9 protein-coding genes are annotated in these 14777 nt (G+C 56.6%); 6 read left to right on the top strand and 3 right to left on the bottom strand.

The features are described from left to right. Window positions 1–261 precede the first annotated feature (261 nt). Window positions 262–2874, top strand: a complete 2613-nt coding sequence (locus BQ5383_RS09635; RefSeq protein WP_071431496.1) for a cation-translocating P-type ATPase — start codon at window positions 262–264, stop codon at window positions 2872–2874. A 1103-nt stretch (window positions 2875–3977) separates the two neighbouring features. Here the strand turns inward: BQ5383_RS09635 and BQ5383_RS09625 are convergent. Both BQ5383_RS09625 and BQ5383_RS09620 read right to left on the bottom strand, forming a co-directional pair. After that, window positions 3978–4472: a hypothetical protein gene (locus BQ5383_RS09625; RefSeq protein WP_071431492.1), complete on the bottom strand. Its 495-nt coding sequence runs from the start codon at window positions 4470–4472 to the stop codon at window positions 3978–3980. Between the two features lie 97 nt (window positions 4473–4569). After that, window positions 4570–5067, bottom strand: coding sequence for a MarR family winged helix-turn-helix transcriptional regulator (locus BQ5383_RS09620; RefSeq protein WP_071431490.1), 498 nt, complete (start codon window positions 5065–5067; stop codon window positions 4570–4572). Between the two features lie 620 nt (window positions 5068–5687). Here BQ5383_RS09620 and BQ5383_RS09610 point away from each other — a divergent pair. Next, window positions 5688–7682 (top strand): dienelactone hydrolase family protein, encoded by a 1995-nt coding sequence (locus BQ5383_RS09610; protein WP_139193397.1) that lies wholly within the window; start codon window positions 5688–5690, stop codon window positions 7680–7682. A 276-nt stretch (window positions 7683–7958) separates the two neighbouring features. Here BQ5383_RS09610 and BQ5383_RS09605 read toward each other — a convergent pair whose 3' ends face one another. Then, window positions 7959–8591: a manganese efflux pump gene (locus tag BQ5383_RS09605; RefSeq protein WP_071431483.1), complete on the bottom strand. Its 633-nt coding sequence runs from the start codon at window positions 8589–8591 to the stop codon at window positions 7959–7961. A gap of 714 nt (window positions 8592–9305) precedes the next feature. Between BQ5383_RS09605 and BQ5383_RS09595 the strand changes: the two genes are divergently transcribed. The 4 genes from BQ5383_RS09595 to BQ5383_RS09580 all read left to right on the top strand — a co-directional run bounded on the left by BQ5383_RS09595 (window position 9306) and on the right by BQ5383_RS09580 (window position 14748). Beyond that, on the top strand, window positions 9306–9926 hold the full coding sequence (locus BQ5383_RS09595; protein WP_071431479.1) for a helix-turn-helix domain-containing protein: 621 nt from the start codon (window positions 9306–9308) through the stop codon (window positions 9924–9926). A gap of 1542 nt (window positions 9927–11468) precedes the next feature. Then, window positions 11469–12140 carry a phosphate signaling complex protein PhoU gene (gene phoU, locus BQ5383_RS09590; RefSeq protein ID WP_071431477.1) on the top strand — a complete coding sequence of 224 codons (672 nt, stop codon included), beginning with the start codon at window positions 11469–11471 and terminating at the stop codon, window positions 12138–12140. A gap of 203 nt (window positions 12141–12343) precedes the next feature. Beyond that, the gene (locus tag BQ5383_RS09585) at window positions 12344–13045 is read left to right on the top strand and encodes a response regulator transcription factor (RefSeq protein ID WP_071431475.1); all 702 of its coding nucleotides are present in this window, start codon (window positions 12344–12346) and stop codon (window positions 13043–13045) included. After that, window positions 13042–14748, top strand: a complete 1707-nt coding sequence (locus BQ5383_RS09580; protein WP_071431473.1) for an ATP-binding protein — start codon at window positions 13042–13044, stop codon at window positions 14746–14748. The genes BQ5383_RS09585 and BQ5383_RS09580 overlap by 4 nt, the downstream gene beginning before the upstream one ends. Window positions 14749–14777 lie beyond the last annotated feature (29 nt).

Raw genomic sequence — 14777 nt, 5'->3', positions numbered from 1 at the left:
GGTAAAAACAGAGAATTGGCGCCCATAACCCACAGGCAGGAACAATACATGGATATTGTTTGGTACAGTTTGGAAAAATGGTGCTGTTTTGGGCAAGGCAAAGCGTATGCTGTATCGCAAAGAGGATGTTTCACATGGCCTTTTGGGCTTTTTTGGCTGCCTTTGGGAGGGCTTGATCTCTGCCGTCATATCTTCCGGCCCTGTCCGCATATAGATAAGAGGACAGGCGAGACAAGCCGCGAGAGGACGGAGGTCAAGGGAATGGAACGTTACGAGGGATTGAGCAGCAGGGAAGCAGCGGAGCTTCTGGCAGAGCACGGGGAAAACGCCATTAAGGAAAAGCGCCGCAGCGGGGCGCTGGCAATGTTCGCGGGGCAGTTCCGGGACGCGCTGATGATGATTTTGCTGGCGGCTACGGCGGCGTCAGCGGCGATGGGAGAAATTTCCGAGGCGCTGACCATTATTGCAATTGTGTTCCTCAACGCTGTGCTGGGCTTTCTGCAGGAATACCGCACCGAACGGACTTTGGAGAAGCTGGGTGAGTTATCAGCCCCCACAGCGGAGGTGATCCGGGACGGCGCCCGCCGGCAAATCCCCGCCCGGGAGCTGGTGCCGGGGGATATCGCCCTGGTGGAAGCGGGAGACCGGATTCCGGCGGATGGTCTGGTACTGGAATCTGCCGTTATGTGCTGCGATGAATCCATGCTCACCGGGGAATCCGATGGGGTGGAGAAGGTCCCTTCCACCCCCGAGCGCCCCTGTAAGGTGTATATGGGCTCTCTGGTGACCAAAGGGCGGGGGGTGATCCAGGTCACAGGTACCGGCGGCAGTACCGAAATGGGCCGCATCGCAGGAATGCTGGGGAGCATTGAGGTGGGGCAGACCCCTCTTCAAAAGCGTCTGGCACAGCTGAGCAAGGTGATCGGTTTGGGATGCCTGGTGGTGTGCGCTGTGGTGGCGGCTACCGGTATTCTTCGGGGGGAGCCGCCCTTTGAGATGCTGCTGACAGGAGTATCCTTGTCTGTGGCGGCGGTGCCAGAGGGATTGCCCGCCATTGTCACCATTGCCCTGGCCATGTCAGTGGGGCGGATGGTCAAGCGCAATGCCCTGGTACGCCGTCTTCATGCGGTGGAGACCCTGGGCTGCGCCACTGTCATTTGTTCCGACAAAACCGGTACCCTCACCGAAAACCGGATGACAGTCCAGGAGCTGCGTACCCCGGAACAGATCATCCGCCTGCGGTATCAGCGGAAAGGGGACAGCTTCTTTTGCGGGGAAAATCCTGTTTCAGTCCGGGACCATACCGGTCTGCGGATGATGCTGACTGTGGCGGCGGTATGCAGCAGCGCCGTTCTTACCACCAAAAAAGGAGTGGATGGAGGCATCCGCAACCAGGCCTCCGGTGAGCCCACCGAAGCCGCTCTGCTGCTGGCGGCGGCCAGAGGGGGCGTCACCCGGGAAAAGCTGGGCTGGGAGGTGCTGCGGGAGCAGCCTTTTGATTCCGCCCGGAAGCGGATGACCGTTTGTGCCAAAGGGCCCGACGGTACCCTTCGGGTCCTCACCAAGGGGGCTCCCGATGTGCTGCTGGAACGGTGCACCCGATATCTGACCCAAAAGGGAGAACAGACCCTCACCAAAGAGAAAAAGGATAAGATCCTGGCCCAGGTGGCGGAGATGGGGGAATCCGCCCTGCGGGTGCTGGCCTTTGCCTGGCGTCCGGCGGCAGGTCCCACGGATGTTCAGGAACGGGATTTTATTTTCCTGGGGCTGGCGGGACTGATGGACCCACCCCGGCAGGAGGCCTTTGAGGCGGTGCGGAAGTGCCGTCGGGCCCATATCCGCCCCATTATGATTACCGGCGACCATGGAGTGACCGCCAGAGCCATTGCCCAGCAGCTGAAGATCTGCCGGGAAGGGGACCTGGTGGTGACGGGAGCCCAGCTGGATCAGTGGGATGACCACCGGCTGAAGGACCAGCTGGACCGGGTGGCGGTTTTTGCCCGGGTCACCCCCGCCCACAAACTGCGCATCGTCCGCGCCCTCAAGGAGCAGGGAAATATTGTGGCCATGACCGGAGACGGGGTCAATGACGCCCCCGCCATCAAGGAGGCGGACATCGGTGTAGCCATGGGTAAGGGAGGCACCGACGTCACCAAGGAAGCGGCCTCGGTGATCCTTCTGGATGACAACTTTGCCACCCTGGTGGCAGCGGTGGAAGAGGGACGGATCATTTACGGCAATATCCGCAAGTTTATCCGCTACCTGCTTTCCTGCAACATCGGCGAAGTGGTGACCATGTTCTTTGCCATGCTTATGGGGATGCCGGTACCCTTGCTGCCCATTCAGATTCTGCTCATCAACCTGGTCACCGATGGCCTCCCGGCCATTGCTTTGGGTCTGGAGCCGGGAGAGCCGGAAGTGATGTCCCGTCCGCCCCGCCAGCCTGATGAATCCATCTTCTCCCATGGTCTGGGGGCCACCATTCTGCTGCGGGGAATCCTCATCGGCCTGACCACCCTGGGGGTTTTTGGCTGGATGCTCCGCCAGGGCGCGCCCCTGGAGGCCGCCCGCACCGGAGCCCTTCTCACCCTCATTCTCACCCAGCTTATTCACGTCTTTGAGTGCCGCAGTGAGACCCGCAGCCTTTTTGCTGTTCCCCTCTCCTCCAATCCCAAACTGGTGGGAGCGGTTACGGTGTCCGCCAGTGTTGCGGCGGCGGCGGTTTGGTGGGCCCCCGCCAGGGAAATTTTCCTTACCGCCGCCCTTTCGGGACAGCAGCTCCAGCTGATTATCCTTTGCTGTGCCATTGTGCCGGTCATTTCCGGGCTGGTGCTGGCGCTGCGCAGTGGAAAAAGCCGCAGGCTGGAGGAGTGAAAAGCCTAGATATGGAAATAGGTGTTAACAGAGGGTTGTGTCAGAGGATACGGGGGTACGGCCAAAGGGACTCGTCCCTTTGGAATCCCATTGTTGTGGCAGCAGCGAGAGAGTTAGTCCGGGAAAGTGCCTGCCGCTGTTTTGGTTGGTACCTTTTAGTGTTAAGGGGAACGGATGGGAGGGATGGCTTCTGATCCTGTCTCGGCAGAGGCAGTGCCGCCCGCTCGCCGGTTGCCCGGGTAAAGCCGGACAATCCACTCGCTCCTTTGGGTGGGGATTTGTTCTCTGTCCTGCATGGCTGCTGGAGGCAAACTGGTGACATGGGGGATACGCCCAAAGGGACTCTCGCCGGAGCAAAGTCCATTCCGCTTCGGTCCCCTGGACGGGGACCATCCACTCCATTCCCTTGCCCATCTCCGGCCTAAGAGCCGCCTGCGGCGGTTGGCCTCCGAAATGCGCCTGCGGGCGCGAGGCTCTTCCCCAAAAGGTCCCGCTTGCTTCGGCTGCTCGGTTGCTTGTGCCCTTTAAGGCAGCAAGCGCCCTCCCAACGCCTTCACAGCGCTAGCAACCTTTTGGGGGCGGGAGTGATTTTCATTTATAAGGAAAAAAGGAAAGGAACCTGCCGCAGTTTTGGCCTGTACCTTTTAGTGTTAAGGGGAACGGATGGAGGGATGGTTTCTGCTCCTATTCTGAAAAAGGCGGTATCGCCCGTTCGCTATTTGCCCAGGTAATCTGGACAGTCCCGGGTAAAGCCGCTCGCTGCTTTTGCGGGAAGATTGGATGCTTTCGTTCATCGGTATAATATGGCATAAACCGTTATCCTTGCTGGATATTAAAAATATAGGAAGCGCTATCCGGGAGGTATTATCCTGGACGGCGCTTCCTGTTATTTTGCGGGTTTTAGCACAAAGACATCCTGAATTTGCCGGTAGTACAAAAGCGCTCCTCAAACTTTGAGAAAAGCGGGATGTCATAAAGAAGTAAAGATAAAACAACGGCGCTGAAAACTTGCTCTTTACGGATAGTGGAACAAATGGTACAGATGGCAAATGTGACAGTATAAACCCCTTCCGAGACGTTGCGGATTCCACATTTGATGATGCTTATTTCCAACAGGGCAGCAGGCCCCGTTCTTCAAGCATCCGCCGAAACTCCTTGTATCCCACACAAATTCCCGGTATTCTGCAAAACAGCTTTCCCTCTGTGCAGATGTTCAGCGCCTCGTGCCGGGTGCTCCTCCATACCCGGCTGATTTGGGACAAAGGCAGGGCTCGTTTTTTTCCCCAATAGGGTGTCACATATAAAGTATCCTTCACCACAGCTGCTCGGTATCTTCGGCTCATCCAGGTGGGAATCTCGATGAGCGCCACGCACAGCGCCATCAGCACCCAAAGGGTTTGCCGGCTTTTCATGGAAAGATCTGTCGGCAAAATCCCCATCATGGCCAATGCAAGACTGATGATATGCCAGCAGACTCGGCAGACAGCAGGAACATATAAGGTGCCTGAAGGAAGCTTTCCATAGCTTTTCCTTGTCAGCAGTTCCACGGCAATGCCCGCTGCGGGTATCACAGCGCTGCAAAAAATCAGAACTTTCATCTGTCTTGCCTCCCCTTTAGTGGAGCAAAGCCCAGTGAGCTCCCCAAATATATGGTTTTCGCTCCCCTCTGTTTGAAGGCGATAAAAAAGGCGATTCTCAGATTTTTACCAGCGGACTTTTTTCCGGCGGAGCGGGGGTGTGCATATCGCTGTCAAGGGCAGTCAAAGCCTGGGCCATCAGCTCCAGATATTCATCTGGAATTGGTTCCAGAGCCTTGAAAAAAGGGGCGAAACTGATCCTGGCGCTGGTCCTGATATGCTCCTCATAGACTTTTTTCCCTTTTTCCGTAGGCTTGAGGATGATATTTTTGCGGTTGTTGACCATCTGATATTTGGCTACCAGATCATATCCGCACAGCACCTTGGTATATTTGGAAAAGGAACTTTGAGGGATTCCCAGCCGTTCCGAAATGCGGATCATACTGTCGTCGTCCGATTCATGCTCAATGATATATTCCAATACCTGACCTTCCTGAAAGGTGAGAAAAATATCCTGAGCATACTCATGTTTGGTATTGATATAGCGGGCGCTGGTGTTTCCATGGAGAACCAGCGCTTCCATCAGGGAATGGTACCGCCCCATCCAGTTGGGCATAAAAAATACCTCCTTTGGAAGATCGTGTGGTGGCAAGACAGAGCACCTTGTTTACAGAGGCCCAAAGCGCAGCACAGCCATCTCAGACACGTCAAAAGGCTGTACTGTCCCAAAAATCAGACAAAATCAGGCAATGGAAAAACTTCTTTTCCATTCTGGCTTTATTGTACCATAGTTTTAGAGACATTACCATGAAAACGTCCTTGGACAACTGCAACGAAAGAATAAAAATAAATTTGTTAGAATATATTATTGATTCTATATAATATATATAATATAATCAGAATTAATGAGGGCCTCATCGAAATTCTTTTTCCAGCAGTTCTATTCCAAAAAAATCAACCGTCCATCCCCACGGCTGTGGAATTTTTGGGTTCTGTTTTTCTCACGGCGCAGTACAGCTGGATGGTCGGCAACAAAGAACAGGAAGTGAAGAAATGAATCGGCAGACGCAAACAACGGTATCTGAAAGAAACGGTACAGGGGAAAAATGGGCTGTCAGGTTATTGGCTCTTTTCATAGCTGGTATTTTAGCTTTCAGCTTTCTGGGGAAATTGATCCAAAGCGACTTTGGGTCCATTCATGTAGAGCATGTCCTGATTGATGTCCGGGGAGGCGTCATGGATGGACAACTGTATTATCCTGCGGGAACCAGCTCCCAGGAGAAGCTGCCGGCAGTGGTCATCGCCCATGGCGGCGGAATGAATTACGGGGCCATGCGTGGGTCTGCTGCGGAGATTGCCCGCCGGGGCTTTGTGGTATTGAGTCTGAGTGCCTACGGTTCCTCCTTGAGTCTGATGCCTCCCTATGATGAAACGGGCAACGGTGTAGAGGTTTTTAATCTGCTGGGGGATGAAGGCGCTTCCGCAGGACTTTTCGACGCGGTGGACTATGTCCGCTCCATGGCGATTGTTGACCCCACCCGGGTCGGCTTGCTGGGACAGTCCATGGGCGCCAACCGTGCGGGAGCCGCAGCGGTGATTGACTGCGGCTATTACACCTTCAACGATATTCTCATCAATCTTCTTTACGATACTTTCGGCCAGCGCTTTACAGAAGAAGAGATCGCCATGGACGCCGACACACTGGCCGCCCAACGGCTCAACCAAGATCAGCTGACCTATTACCAGGCCCTCAGGGAACAGGCGTGGGAAAAATTTGATACCCGCCTCAAAGGCGTTATGGTAGTGGGACTTAACTGGCTGCCGCCTCTGTCACCTTCCAAGGATGTGGAAGTAGCGGGCTATACCGTCACACGAAATGTACAGACCAATGTTGCCTATGGTACGGGTTCACTGGATGTATGGAGAACGATCAACCAGGATGAAACCATAAAATCCACCTGGTACTCTCAGTCGGATATCACCTATGGTTCCTGGTATTCCATTGATGACCAAACCAAAACCAATACGATCCTGGGGGATTTTGACAATTCCTCTGTGACGGAAGATGAAGCCCTGGCTCTGGCCATTGAAAACGGTACTGCCCGGGTACTTTGCCAGCCGGTGGAAAATGTGACCCATACCGGTATCTGTCTTTCCACCGGACTGTTCAGCCAGCAGACCAAATTTTTTGAACAGACTCTGGGATATAACCGGGGAGATCTGGGTGCGGAAGGGACAACCCCACTGGACGCCGGCGAAACTTACGGCATCTGGAGAGAAATCTGCAATGGCTTGGCTATGATCTGCATGGTGGGCATGGTGATCACCCTGGGGATTCTGCTGCTGAAAACACCGCTGTTCCACGGTTGTGTGGCGCAGGCCGCTTCCACGCCCCTCTCTTTCAGCAGAAAGCAGTATTTACTCTCCTGCGGGGCCACTTTCCTGCTGACCTTTGCCGCGATTGTTTACATCAATAAAGGCATTAACGGCTTCGCGCTGTCTGAGATGTTCCTCAGCCCGGTGCTGCCCTTTGGGCAGGGCACCCTTCTGGCCATCGCTTTCGTGCTGATTCTGGCAGTTGGAACCGTGGTGATCGTGGCAGCCAACGCCATGGTATTACGGAAAAAGACCGGCCGCACCGGCCTGGAAAATCTCAACATTGCCATAGGAGGAGCCCGGCTGGGCAAGACACTTCTGCTGGCGTTGACGCTGCTTGCCAGTGCCTATATTTCCCTGGGAGTTATTGACTACCTCTTCGGCCAGGATTACCGGTATTTCACCATGTATTTCTCCTATGTCAGGCCGGAGTATTGGATCCGCCTGCTTCCCACCATTGCCATATTCTTTGGAGCGTACCTTATTATCGGCGTTGGGGTCAACTATTTGTCCCGCGGCGACGGACCCCAATGGAAAGATACCCTCATGACTGTGGTGATCTTTTCCGCCGGTGTGTGGGTAGCCTGTATCATCAATGAGGTGGGCGCCATCAGCGCCGGGGCTGCCGGTACCTTTGACAACAGCACCTCTTTCTTCTGTAATTTCATGAACACCTATCATTTCAATTTCACTGTCCCAATGGTGGCTTTGATCAGCCGGGTACTGTACAAACGCACCCACAGCATCTGGCTGGGCGCCTTGGTTTGCGCGCTGCTGGTAGCATGGTCCGCCACCGGTTCCGGCACCAACGATATGTATATGCCCCAGACCTTCCTCAGCAGTCTTCTGGGATAAGAGAGAAAAGGCCATAACGTGTCACGAAACGCCGGAAGTCGGGAAAAAGGGGACGCCCAAAGAAACCGGATTCTGAAGTCTACTGCGTGAACCTAACGGCAGGGCTTGCCCTGTCCGACAAAATCCAAAACTGTGGTAAAAGGGAATACGAAAGCGGTATCCAATCATTGGAGAGGCTTTCGTATTCTCCTTTTTTATGACTCAGTGATTTTGCCGGAAAAAGAAATCCTTTGGGTGAAATAACCGGGGAAAGGCTTTCCCGGAGGCGCGGGGGAATCAAATCCCCCGCAGCTTTGCCGCCCCTAACACCAGCAGCAGCAGTCCCGCCGCCAGTCCCGGGTCAGCCCGATGGAAGGAGGCGGCTTTTCGTCCCAAAGCGGTTCCCGCCCACACCGACAGGCAGCCTGCCAGCAGGCACAATGAGGCGGTCGCCGGCAGCCATTCAAGGGGGAAGGCGGCGCCCACTCCTGCCGCCAGGCTATCCAGCGACAGCGCCAGGGAGAGGGGCAGCGCTTCGGCGGGGCTGATGCTGTGGGAGCGGTCCACATCCGCGGCGGCGCTGTCCCGCCACACCTGGAGCAGAAAGCTGCACCGCAGCAGATGAAATTTCAGCTGGGCTGGAGCATCCTCCCCACGTCCGGTCCAGCCTCTCAGCAGGCAGTCCAGCAGCCGGGCCAATCCCAGACCGGTGAGAATCAGCCAGGACAGGCGGGCAGCTGCGGCGGCGGGAAGAAAATCCGACAGCTGTTGTCCCACAGCGGCGGAAAGAGTGAGCGCCAGAGCGGAACCGCCTCCCAGGATGAGGGTGGAGGAAAGGGGCAGCCGGATTTCCCGGCCTCCCAGGGCGGCGGCCGCGGCCAAAGTGTCCAGGGAAAGAGCCAGGACCAGCAGAAGAATTTGAGCAAACATCAGACAGTCATCCTTTCGACGGGGCTTTTCTCCCCATCCTATGAGAAAGAAAGGGGAGATGTGCCGCAAAAGGGAGAAAGGCTGCTTGCCGGGCTTTCCCGGGCACAGTGGAGCTGGGGAAAAGTCCGGCTTTTTTCATCAGGACAGAAATGGTACTGATTATGGGACAGAGAAAGGCGTATGATTTTCTTGAAAAGCTAAACTGAGGTTCAGATGAAAACAGGATAGGGGAGGGAAAGAAAAATGACCGTGGTATGGATGGTGATTTTAGTGGGACTGCCGCTGTGCCGGTGGCTGGCAAACAAAAACCGCCGGCTGCGAACACAGCTGGAGGAGCAAAGGATTTTATTCTCTCAAATGGATTTGAAATCTTTCTCCCCGGAAGAAGAATTTTCCCCAAAAGCCCATGACTTGGCCGGCGGCCTCACCGGAGGAGAGAAAAGGTCCCCAGGCGAAGGATTATGCCTGGACCGGGGGATGAGAAAAGTGTACCGTGGCAAGTGCTCCGGCTCTGGGTTTCCGGGAGAGAACCGGTGGGGGAAACAAGGATTAAAACAGGAAAAAAGCGGCTCTTGTTCCGCTGCAAACCGGGCGCCCCTTCTTGCAACCGCCGGGGTTTTCCGGTACAATAGAAACAATAAGGGCAGGGTCATTCCCTTCCCTGCGGATCACCGGGGCGGAGCATGAGCCGTCCCAACGGAAAGGAGCATCGCTATGAATTCTCAGGTCGTGGAGATCGCCTGCCGCATCCGGGAGCTGCGGGAGGTACTGGAAATGAAAGAAGAGGACCTGGCCGCTCAGCTGGGCGTTTGTGTGGAGGACTACCGCCGCTATGAATCGGCTCAGTCGGATATCCCGGTGGGAGTGCTGTACGGCATCGCCGCCATCTGCAAGGTGGACCCCACCCAGCTGCTGACGGGAAAATCCCCCAAAATGCATTCCTATACGCTGGTGAAAAAGGGCAGCGGTGTGGAGGTGCAGCGGTACCCCGGCTATACCTTCCGGTCTCTGGCCACCAACTTTGTCAACCGGGAGATGGAGCCTATGGTGGTCCATATCGATCCCATTGAGGGGGAGCCCAAGGAATGGTTCTGCCACAGCGGCCAGGAGTTCAACTATGTTCTCTCCGGCAAGGTGAAGGTGATTTTGGGTGAATCGGAGCTGCTTCTGGAAGAGGGGGACAGCCTTTATTTTGATCCCCGGATTTCCCATACACAGATCGCTGTGGACGCTCCGGCTACATTTTTGACTGTCATCAATGAGCAGGCCACTGCTTATGGCAACGCCACCCGTCTGGAGACCCCTGAAAAGCGGGAGTATCATTTCCGGGGCTGAGAGGATAAACAGCGCTTTTCCTTTGGGGCAGGATAAAAACAGAGGATTTGTTCATGGCGGCGGGGCTTGACCCCGCCGCTGAGTGTGCCGAAGGGGTTCGGCACACTTCCAGGGGGACCCGGTCCCCCTGGATACGCCGCAGGTTCCTGACGAAACCAGCGGCGATACCCCCGGTTTCGCGCCCCGGTGGGCGCGGGTCGTGGTATAAAAATCAGGCGCATGTCCCTCTGAGTGTGCCGAAGGGGTTCGGCACACTTCCAGGGGGACCCGGTCCCCCTGGATACGCCGCAGGTTCCTGACGAAACCAGCGGCGATACCCCCGGTTTCGCGCCCCGGTGGGCGCGGGTTGTGGTAAAAAAATCAGGCGCATGTCCCTCTGAGTGTGCCGAAGGGGTTCGGCACACTTCCAGGGGGACCCGGTCCCCCTGGATACGCCGCCTGGTTCCTGACGAAACCAGCGGCGATACCCCCGGTTTCGCGCCCCGGTGGGCGCGGGTCGTGGTATAAAAATCAGGCGCATGTCCCTCTGAGTGTGCCGAAGGGGTTCGGCACACTTCCAGGGGGACCCGGTCCCCCTGGATACGCCGCAGGTTCCTGACGAAACCAGCGGCGATACCCCCGGTTTCGCGCCCCGGTGGGCGCGGGTCGTGGTATAAAAATCAGGCGCATGTCCCTCTGAGTGTGCCGAAGGGGTTCGGCACACTTCCAGGGGGACCCGGTCCCCCTGGATACGCCGCCTGGTTCCTGGCGAAACCAGCGGCGATACCCCCGGTTTCGCGCCCCGGTGGGCGCGGGTCGTGGTATAAAAATCAGGCGCATGTCCCTCTGAGTGTGCCGAAGGGGTTCGGCACACTTCCAGGGGGACCCGGTCCCCCTGGATACGCCGCCTGGTTCCTGGCGAAACCAGCGGCGATACCCCCGGTTTCGCGCCCCGGTGGGCGCGGGTCGTGGTATAAAAATCAGGCGCATGTCCTGATTTTTATGATTTTGAATTTTGTTTTTTCGTGGAAATAGATTTTTCCACAGTCTGGACGGCGGGGCTTGACCCCGCCGTTTGGCTATTCCGATTTTTTCAGAGGGGTGCCGGCGGGGCTGTGCCGGAAGCGGGCAAGGGGCTGCGGTTTGGCAGCGGGGAAAATGGAAGAAACGGTGACAAATTAGAAAGACACGGGCGCAGTCGCCCCAGAGAAGGGGCCTTTTACGCCTTTACACGTTTTTTACCTCCATTGGGGCGCGTCCTTTACACAGGGAAGATATACTGAAGGTGCAGTGAAGAACTGCAAATCATGTGCAAGTGATTTCTTCTTCTGACGATCTCTCCCGCCGGATAGGGTTCCGGCAATTCCTCTTTCCTTTGCAACATACCCCGCCAGGACGTCGGTTGCCGCGATGGTCCCTGACGGGGCGATCTCCGTATAGGCAAAAACTTGTTTTGGGGCGGGGCTTGTATGAAAAGGGGAAGAGAGCTATACTGGGTGCGGAAGAGGAATTGATTTTTCAGTGCCGCTTCCGGGGCGGCCTGTCCTGTGAAGGAGGACGACCATGAAAACCCATCTGGACGACCAGCTGGATATCCTCAACCAGCATCTGCTGGAGATGGCCATGATGATTGAAAACGCCATTTCCAGCGCCGCCAAAGCTTTGTCGGAACGGGATGTGGAATTGGCTGAAAAGGCCATTGCCTATGACAGCAATGTGGACCAAAAGGAAAAGGAGATCGAGAGCCACTGTCTGAGAATGCTGCTCCAGCAGCAGCCGGTGGCGGGAGATCTGCGGACGGTATCCGCTGCGCTGAAAATGATCACCGACATGGAGCGCATCGGCGATCAGGCGGCGGATCTGGCGGCCATTGTCCGGCAGCTGCCTGTCCAGGGGGACCGTCTGCCCATGCGGCACATCCCTGAAATGGCGCAGACAGCGGTGAAGATGGTGCGCCAAAGTATTCAGGCCTATGTGGGGGAAAATATGGAACTGGCCCGGCAGGTGCTGGAGATGGATGATATTGTGGACGGTCTGTTTATCAAGGTCCGTCAGGATCTGCTGCAAACCATCCGCTCCAGGGAGGACAGCGGCGGCGAGGCTCTGGATCTGCTGATGGCTGCCAAATATCTGGAACGGATCGGAGATCATGCCACCAATATCGCGGAGTGGGTGATTTTCTCGGCGTCCGGTATTTATAAGGACGCTCCGCTGCTGGGCGAAGCTCAGACATAAGTCAAAAGCGAGGCCATCCCTTTGCCATTGAGACGACTGCTCTCCCCTTTCAAAGAGCGGCGTACAGGTTTAAAATGATAGGATCAAGGAGGCATTCCTGACGGTCCATCCCAGCCGGAAGAGGGCAAGAGGCACTCTGCGGTACTGCCCATGGTTTTGCTGGGAAAAGGGCCTGGGGAAGCACAGGACGGAGGTAGGATAGAATGGATAGAATCTACTGCGTGGAGGATGACGAAAGCATCCGGGAGCTGGTGCTGTACGCGCTCCACTCCAGCGGATTTGAGACCCGGGGTTTTGAAGACGGAGAAAGCTTTTTTGAGGCGCTGGACCAGCAGCTGCCCAGCCTGGTGCTGCTGGATATCATGCTGCCGGGAGAGGATGGGCTGAGCATCCTGCGCAGACTGCGGGAAAATGGGCGCACGGCCCGTATTCCGGTGATCATGGTCACCGCCAAGACTTCGGAATACGACAAGGTCACTGGTCTGGATACCGGTGCCGACGACTATATCGCCAAGCCCTTTGGGGTGATGGAGCTGGTGTCCCGGATTCGGGCGGTGCTGCGCCGCACCCGCACCGACACCCCGGCTGGGGTACTCACACTGGGACCCATCACTGTGGACCCTGCCCGCCGCACGGTCACAGTTTCCGGCCAGCCGGTAACGCTGACCTACAAGGAGTTTGAACTCCTTTCCTTTCTCATGCGCAACGAGGGGCTGGTTCTCACCAGAGAGCGGCTGATGGAGACGGTATGGGGATTTGATTTTGAGGGAGAAAGCCGCACCGTGGATATGCACATCAAGTCCCTGCGTCAAAAGCTGGGCTCTTGCAGTGAAATGATCCAGACTGTACGGGGCGTAGGATATAAAATCGTGCAGCTGCCCCGCCAGGAAGAAGGGCGTTCATGAAAAAACGCATCTATCGCAGCATCTGTCTGACCGCCATGGCTGCCGTTCTGGCTGCCATGCTTCTTGCCATCTGCTTTTTTTCCGGACAGTACACCGCCATCCTCCAGGCGGATCTGCGGGATGAGTGCCGGCTGCTGGCCGCTGCCCTGCCTGCGGGGAAGCTGAGTGACAGCATTTTGCCCCCACGGGCCAGGGCCACGCTCCTTGAAGAGGATGGCACGGTTATTTGGGACAGCAGCAGCGATCCCTCCGCCATGGAAAACCATCTGGACCGTCCGGAGGTACAGCAGGCGCTGCGCACCGGAGAGGGCTCCTGCATCCGGTATTCCCATACACTGGATGAGGAGACCTGTTACTATGCCATGCGCCTGGACAGCGGCATGGTGCTGCGGATGTCACGCAGCTATGGCAGCGCCTTGTCCATACTGGCTCCCATTATTCCCTCCCTCTGTCTGATTCTGGTGGCGGTGCTGCTGGCGTCGGTGCTGATTTCAGCCCGGCTGACCAAAACCATCCTCACACCCATTGTAAAGCTGGGCAGCAGCCTCAACGGAGAGCTGCCTCAGGAATATTATGAGGAGTTGGCGCCCTTTGTCAGCAAGATCCGCCGTCAGCGGCAGCAGCTGCGCCGTCAGATTCAGCGGTTGCAAAACGAGAGGGACACCGTTTCAGTCATTACCGGAAATATGCGGGAGGGACTGATCACCATTGCCCCCGATCAAAAGGTCCTTTCCTTTAATCCCAGCGCCCTGACCCTTCTTCATGCCCCTCCCGGCAACTATCAGGGACGCAGCTATCTGAACATCAGCCGCAGCGATGAGCTGCACCGCTGCGTCTGCACCGCTCTGTCGGGGGCTTCCGCTGACGGCCAGATTCTGGAGGAAGGCCAGTGCTGCCGCATTTTCGCAAGCCCCGTGCTCCAGTCCGGCACCTGCAGCGGAGCGGTGGTACTGCTGATGGATTCCACCCAGCAGGAACAGAATGAGCGGATGCGCCGGGATTTTTCCGCCAACGTTTCCCACGAGCTGAAAACCCCCCTCACCTCCATTTCCGGCTTTGCCGAAATCATTGAAAGCGGTATGGCGTCAACCCCGGAGGATTGCCGGATGTTTGCCGGACGCATTGTCCGGGAAAGCTCCCGCCTCATCGCGCTCATTGACGACATCATCCGTCTGTCCCGGCTGGATGAAGGGGTACAGATGGACCTGTGCCGCTGTTCGCTTCAGAGCATCGCCCGGGATACCATCAGCTCCCTGGAGCCGGTGGCGGAAAAGCGCCAGGTGAGCCTCTGCCTGGAGGACGGTCCGGAGGTGTTTCTTACCGCCTGTCCCTCCATGCTGTCGGAGCTGTGCTTCAATCTTTGTGAGAATGCCATCAAGTACAATAAGCAGGGGGGCTCGGTGACCATCAGGGCCTGGCAGGAGGGACAAAACGCCATCCTTCAGGTGCGGGATACCGGCATCGGCATTTCCGCTGAGCACCAGGGAAGGATTTTTGAGCGGTTTTACCGGGTGGACAAAAGCCGTTCCAAGCAGACCGGGGGCACCGGTTTGGGGTTGTCCATCGCCAAGCATATTGTGGAGCGGCATAATGGTTCCATTCAGGTGCAGAGCCATCCCGGCGTGGGTACTGCCATGACGGTCACTCTTCCTGTCCAGGGTCCTCCCCGGCAGGAGGAGGAAAACGCAGCAGACCACTTGTGAGGCTGTCTCTTTCAAGGAATGATTGCCGC

The sequence above is a fragment of the Angelakisella massiliensis genome (genome assembly GCF_900104675.1).
Taxonomy (GTDB): domain Bacteria; phylum Bacillota; class Clostridia; order Oscillospirales; family Ruminococcaceae; genus Angelakisella; species Angelakisella massiliensis.
Note: the sequence above shows the minus strand (reverse complement) of the source record. Positions and strands in the feature narration are given on the sequence as shown.

Excerpts from the sequence above, each read along its gene's own strand:
- BQ5383_RS09585 (WP_071431475.1), top strand. The coding sequence starts at position 12,344 with ATGGATAGAATCTACTGCGTGGAGGATGACGAAAGCATCCGGGAGCTG.
- BQ5383_RS09605 (WP_071431483.1), bottom strand. The coding sequence starts at position 8,591 with ATGTTTGCTCAAATTCTTCTGCTGGTCCTGGCTCTTTCCCTGGACACT.
- BQ5383_RS09610 (WP_139193397.1), top strand. The coding sequence starts at position 5,688 with ATGGATGGACAACTGTATTATCCTGCGGGAACCAGCTCCCAGGAGAAG.
- BQ5383_RS09625 (WP_071431492.1), bottom strand. The coding sequence starts at position 4,472 with ATGAAAGTTCTGATTTTTTGCAGCGCTGTGATACCCGCAGCGGGCATT.
- BQ5383_RS09595 (WP_071431479.1), top strand. The coding sequence starts at position 9,306 with ATGAATTCTCAGGTCGTGGAGATCGCCTGCCGCATCCGGGAGCTGCGG.
- BQ5383_RS09620 (WP_071431490.1), bottom strand. The coding sequence starts at position 5,067 with ATGCCCAACTGGATGGGGCGGTACCATTCCCTGATGGAAGCGCTGGTT.
- BQ5383_RS09635 (WP_071431496.1), top strand. The coding sequence starts at position 262 with ATGGAACGTTACGAGGGATTGAGCAGCAGGGAAGCAGCGGAGCTTCTG.
- BQ5383_RS09580 (WP_071431473.1), top strand. The coding sequence starts at position 13,042 with ATGAAAAAACGCATCTATCGCAGCATCTGTCTGACCGCCATGGCTGCC.
- phoU (WP_071431477.1), top strand. The coding sequence starts at position 11,469 with ATGAAAACCCATCTGGACGACCAGCTGGATATCCTCAACCAGCATCTG.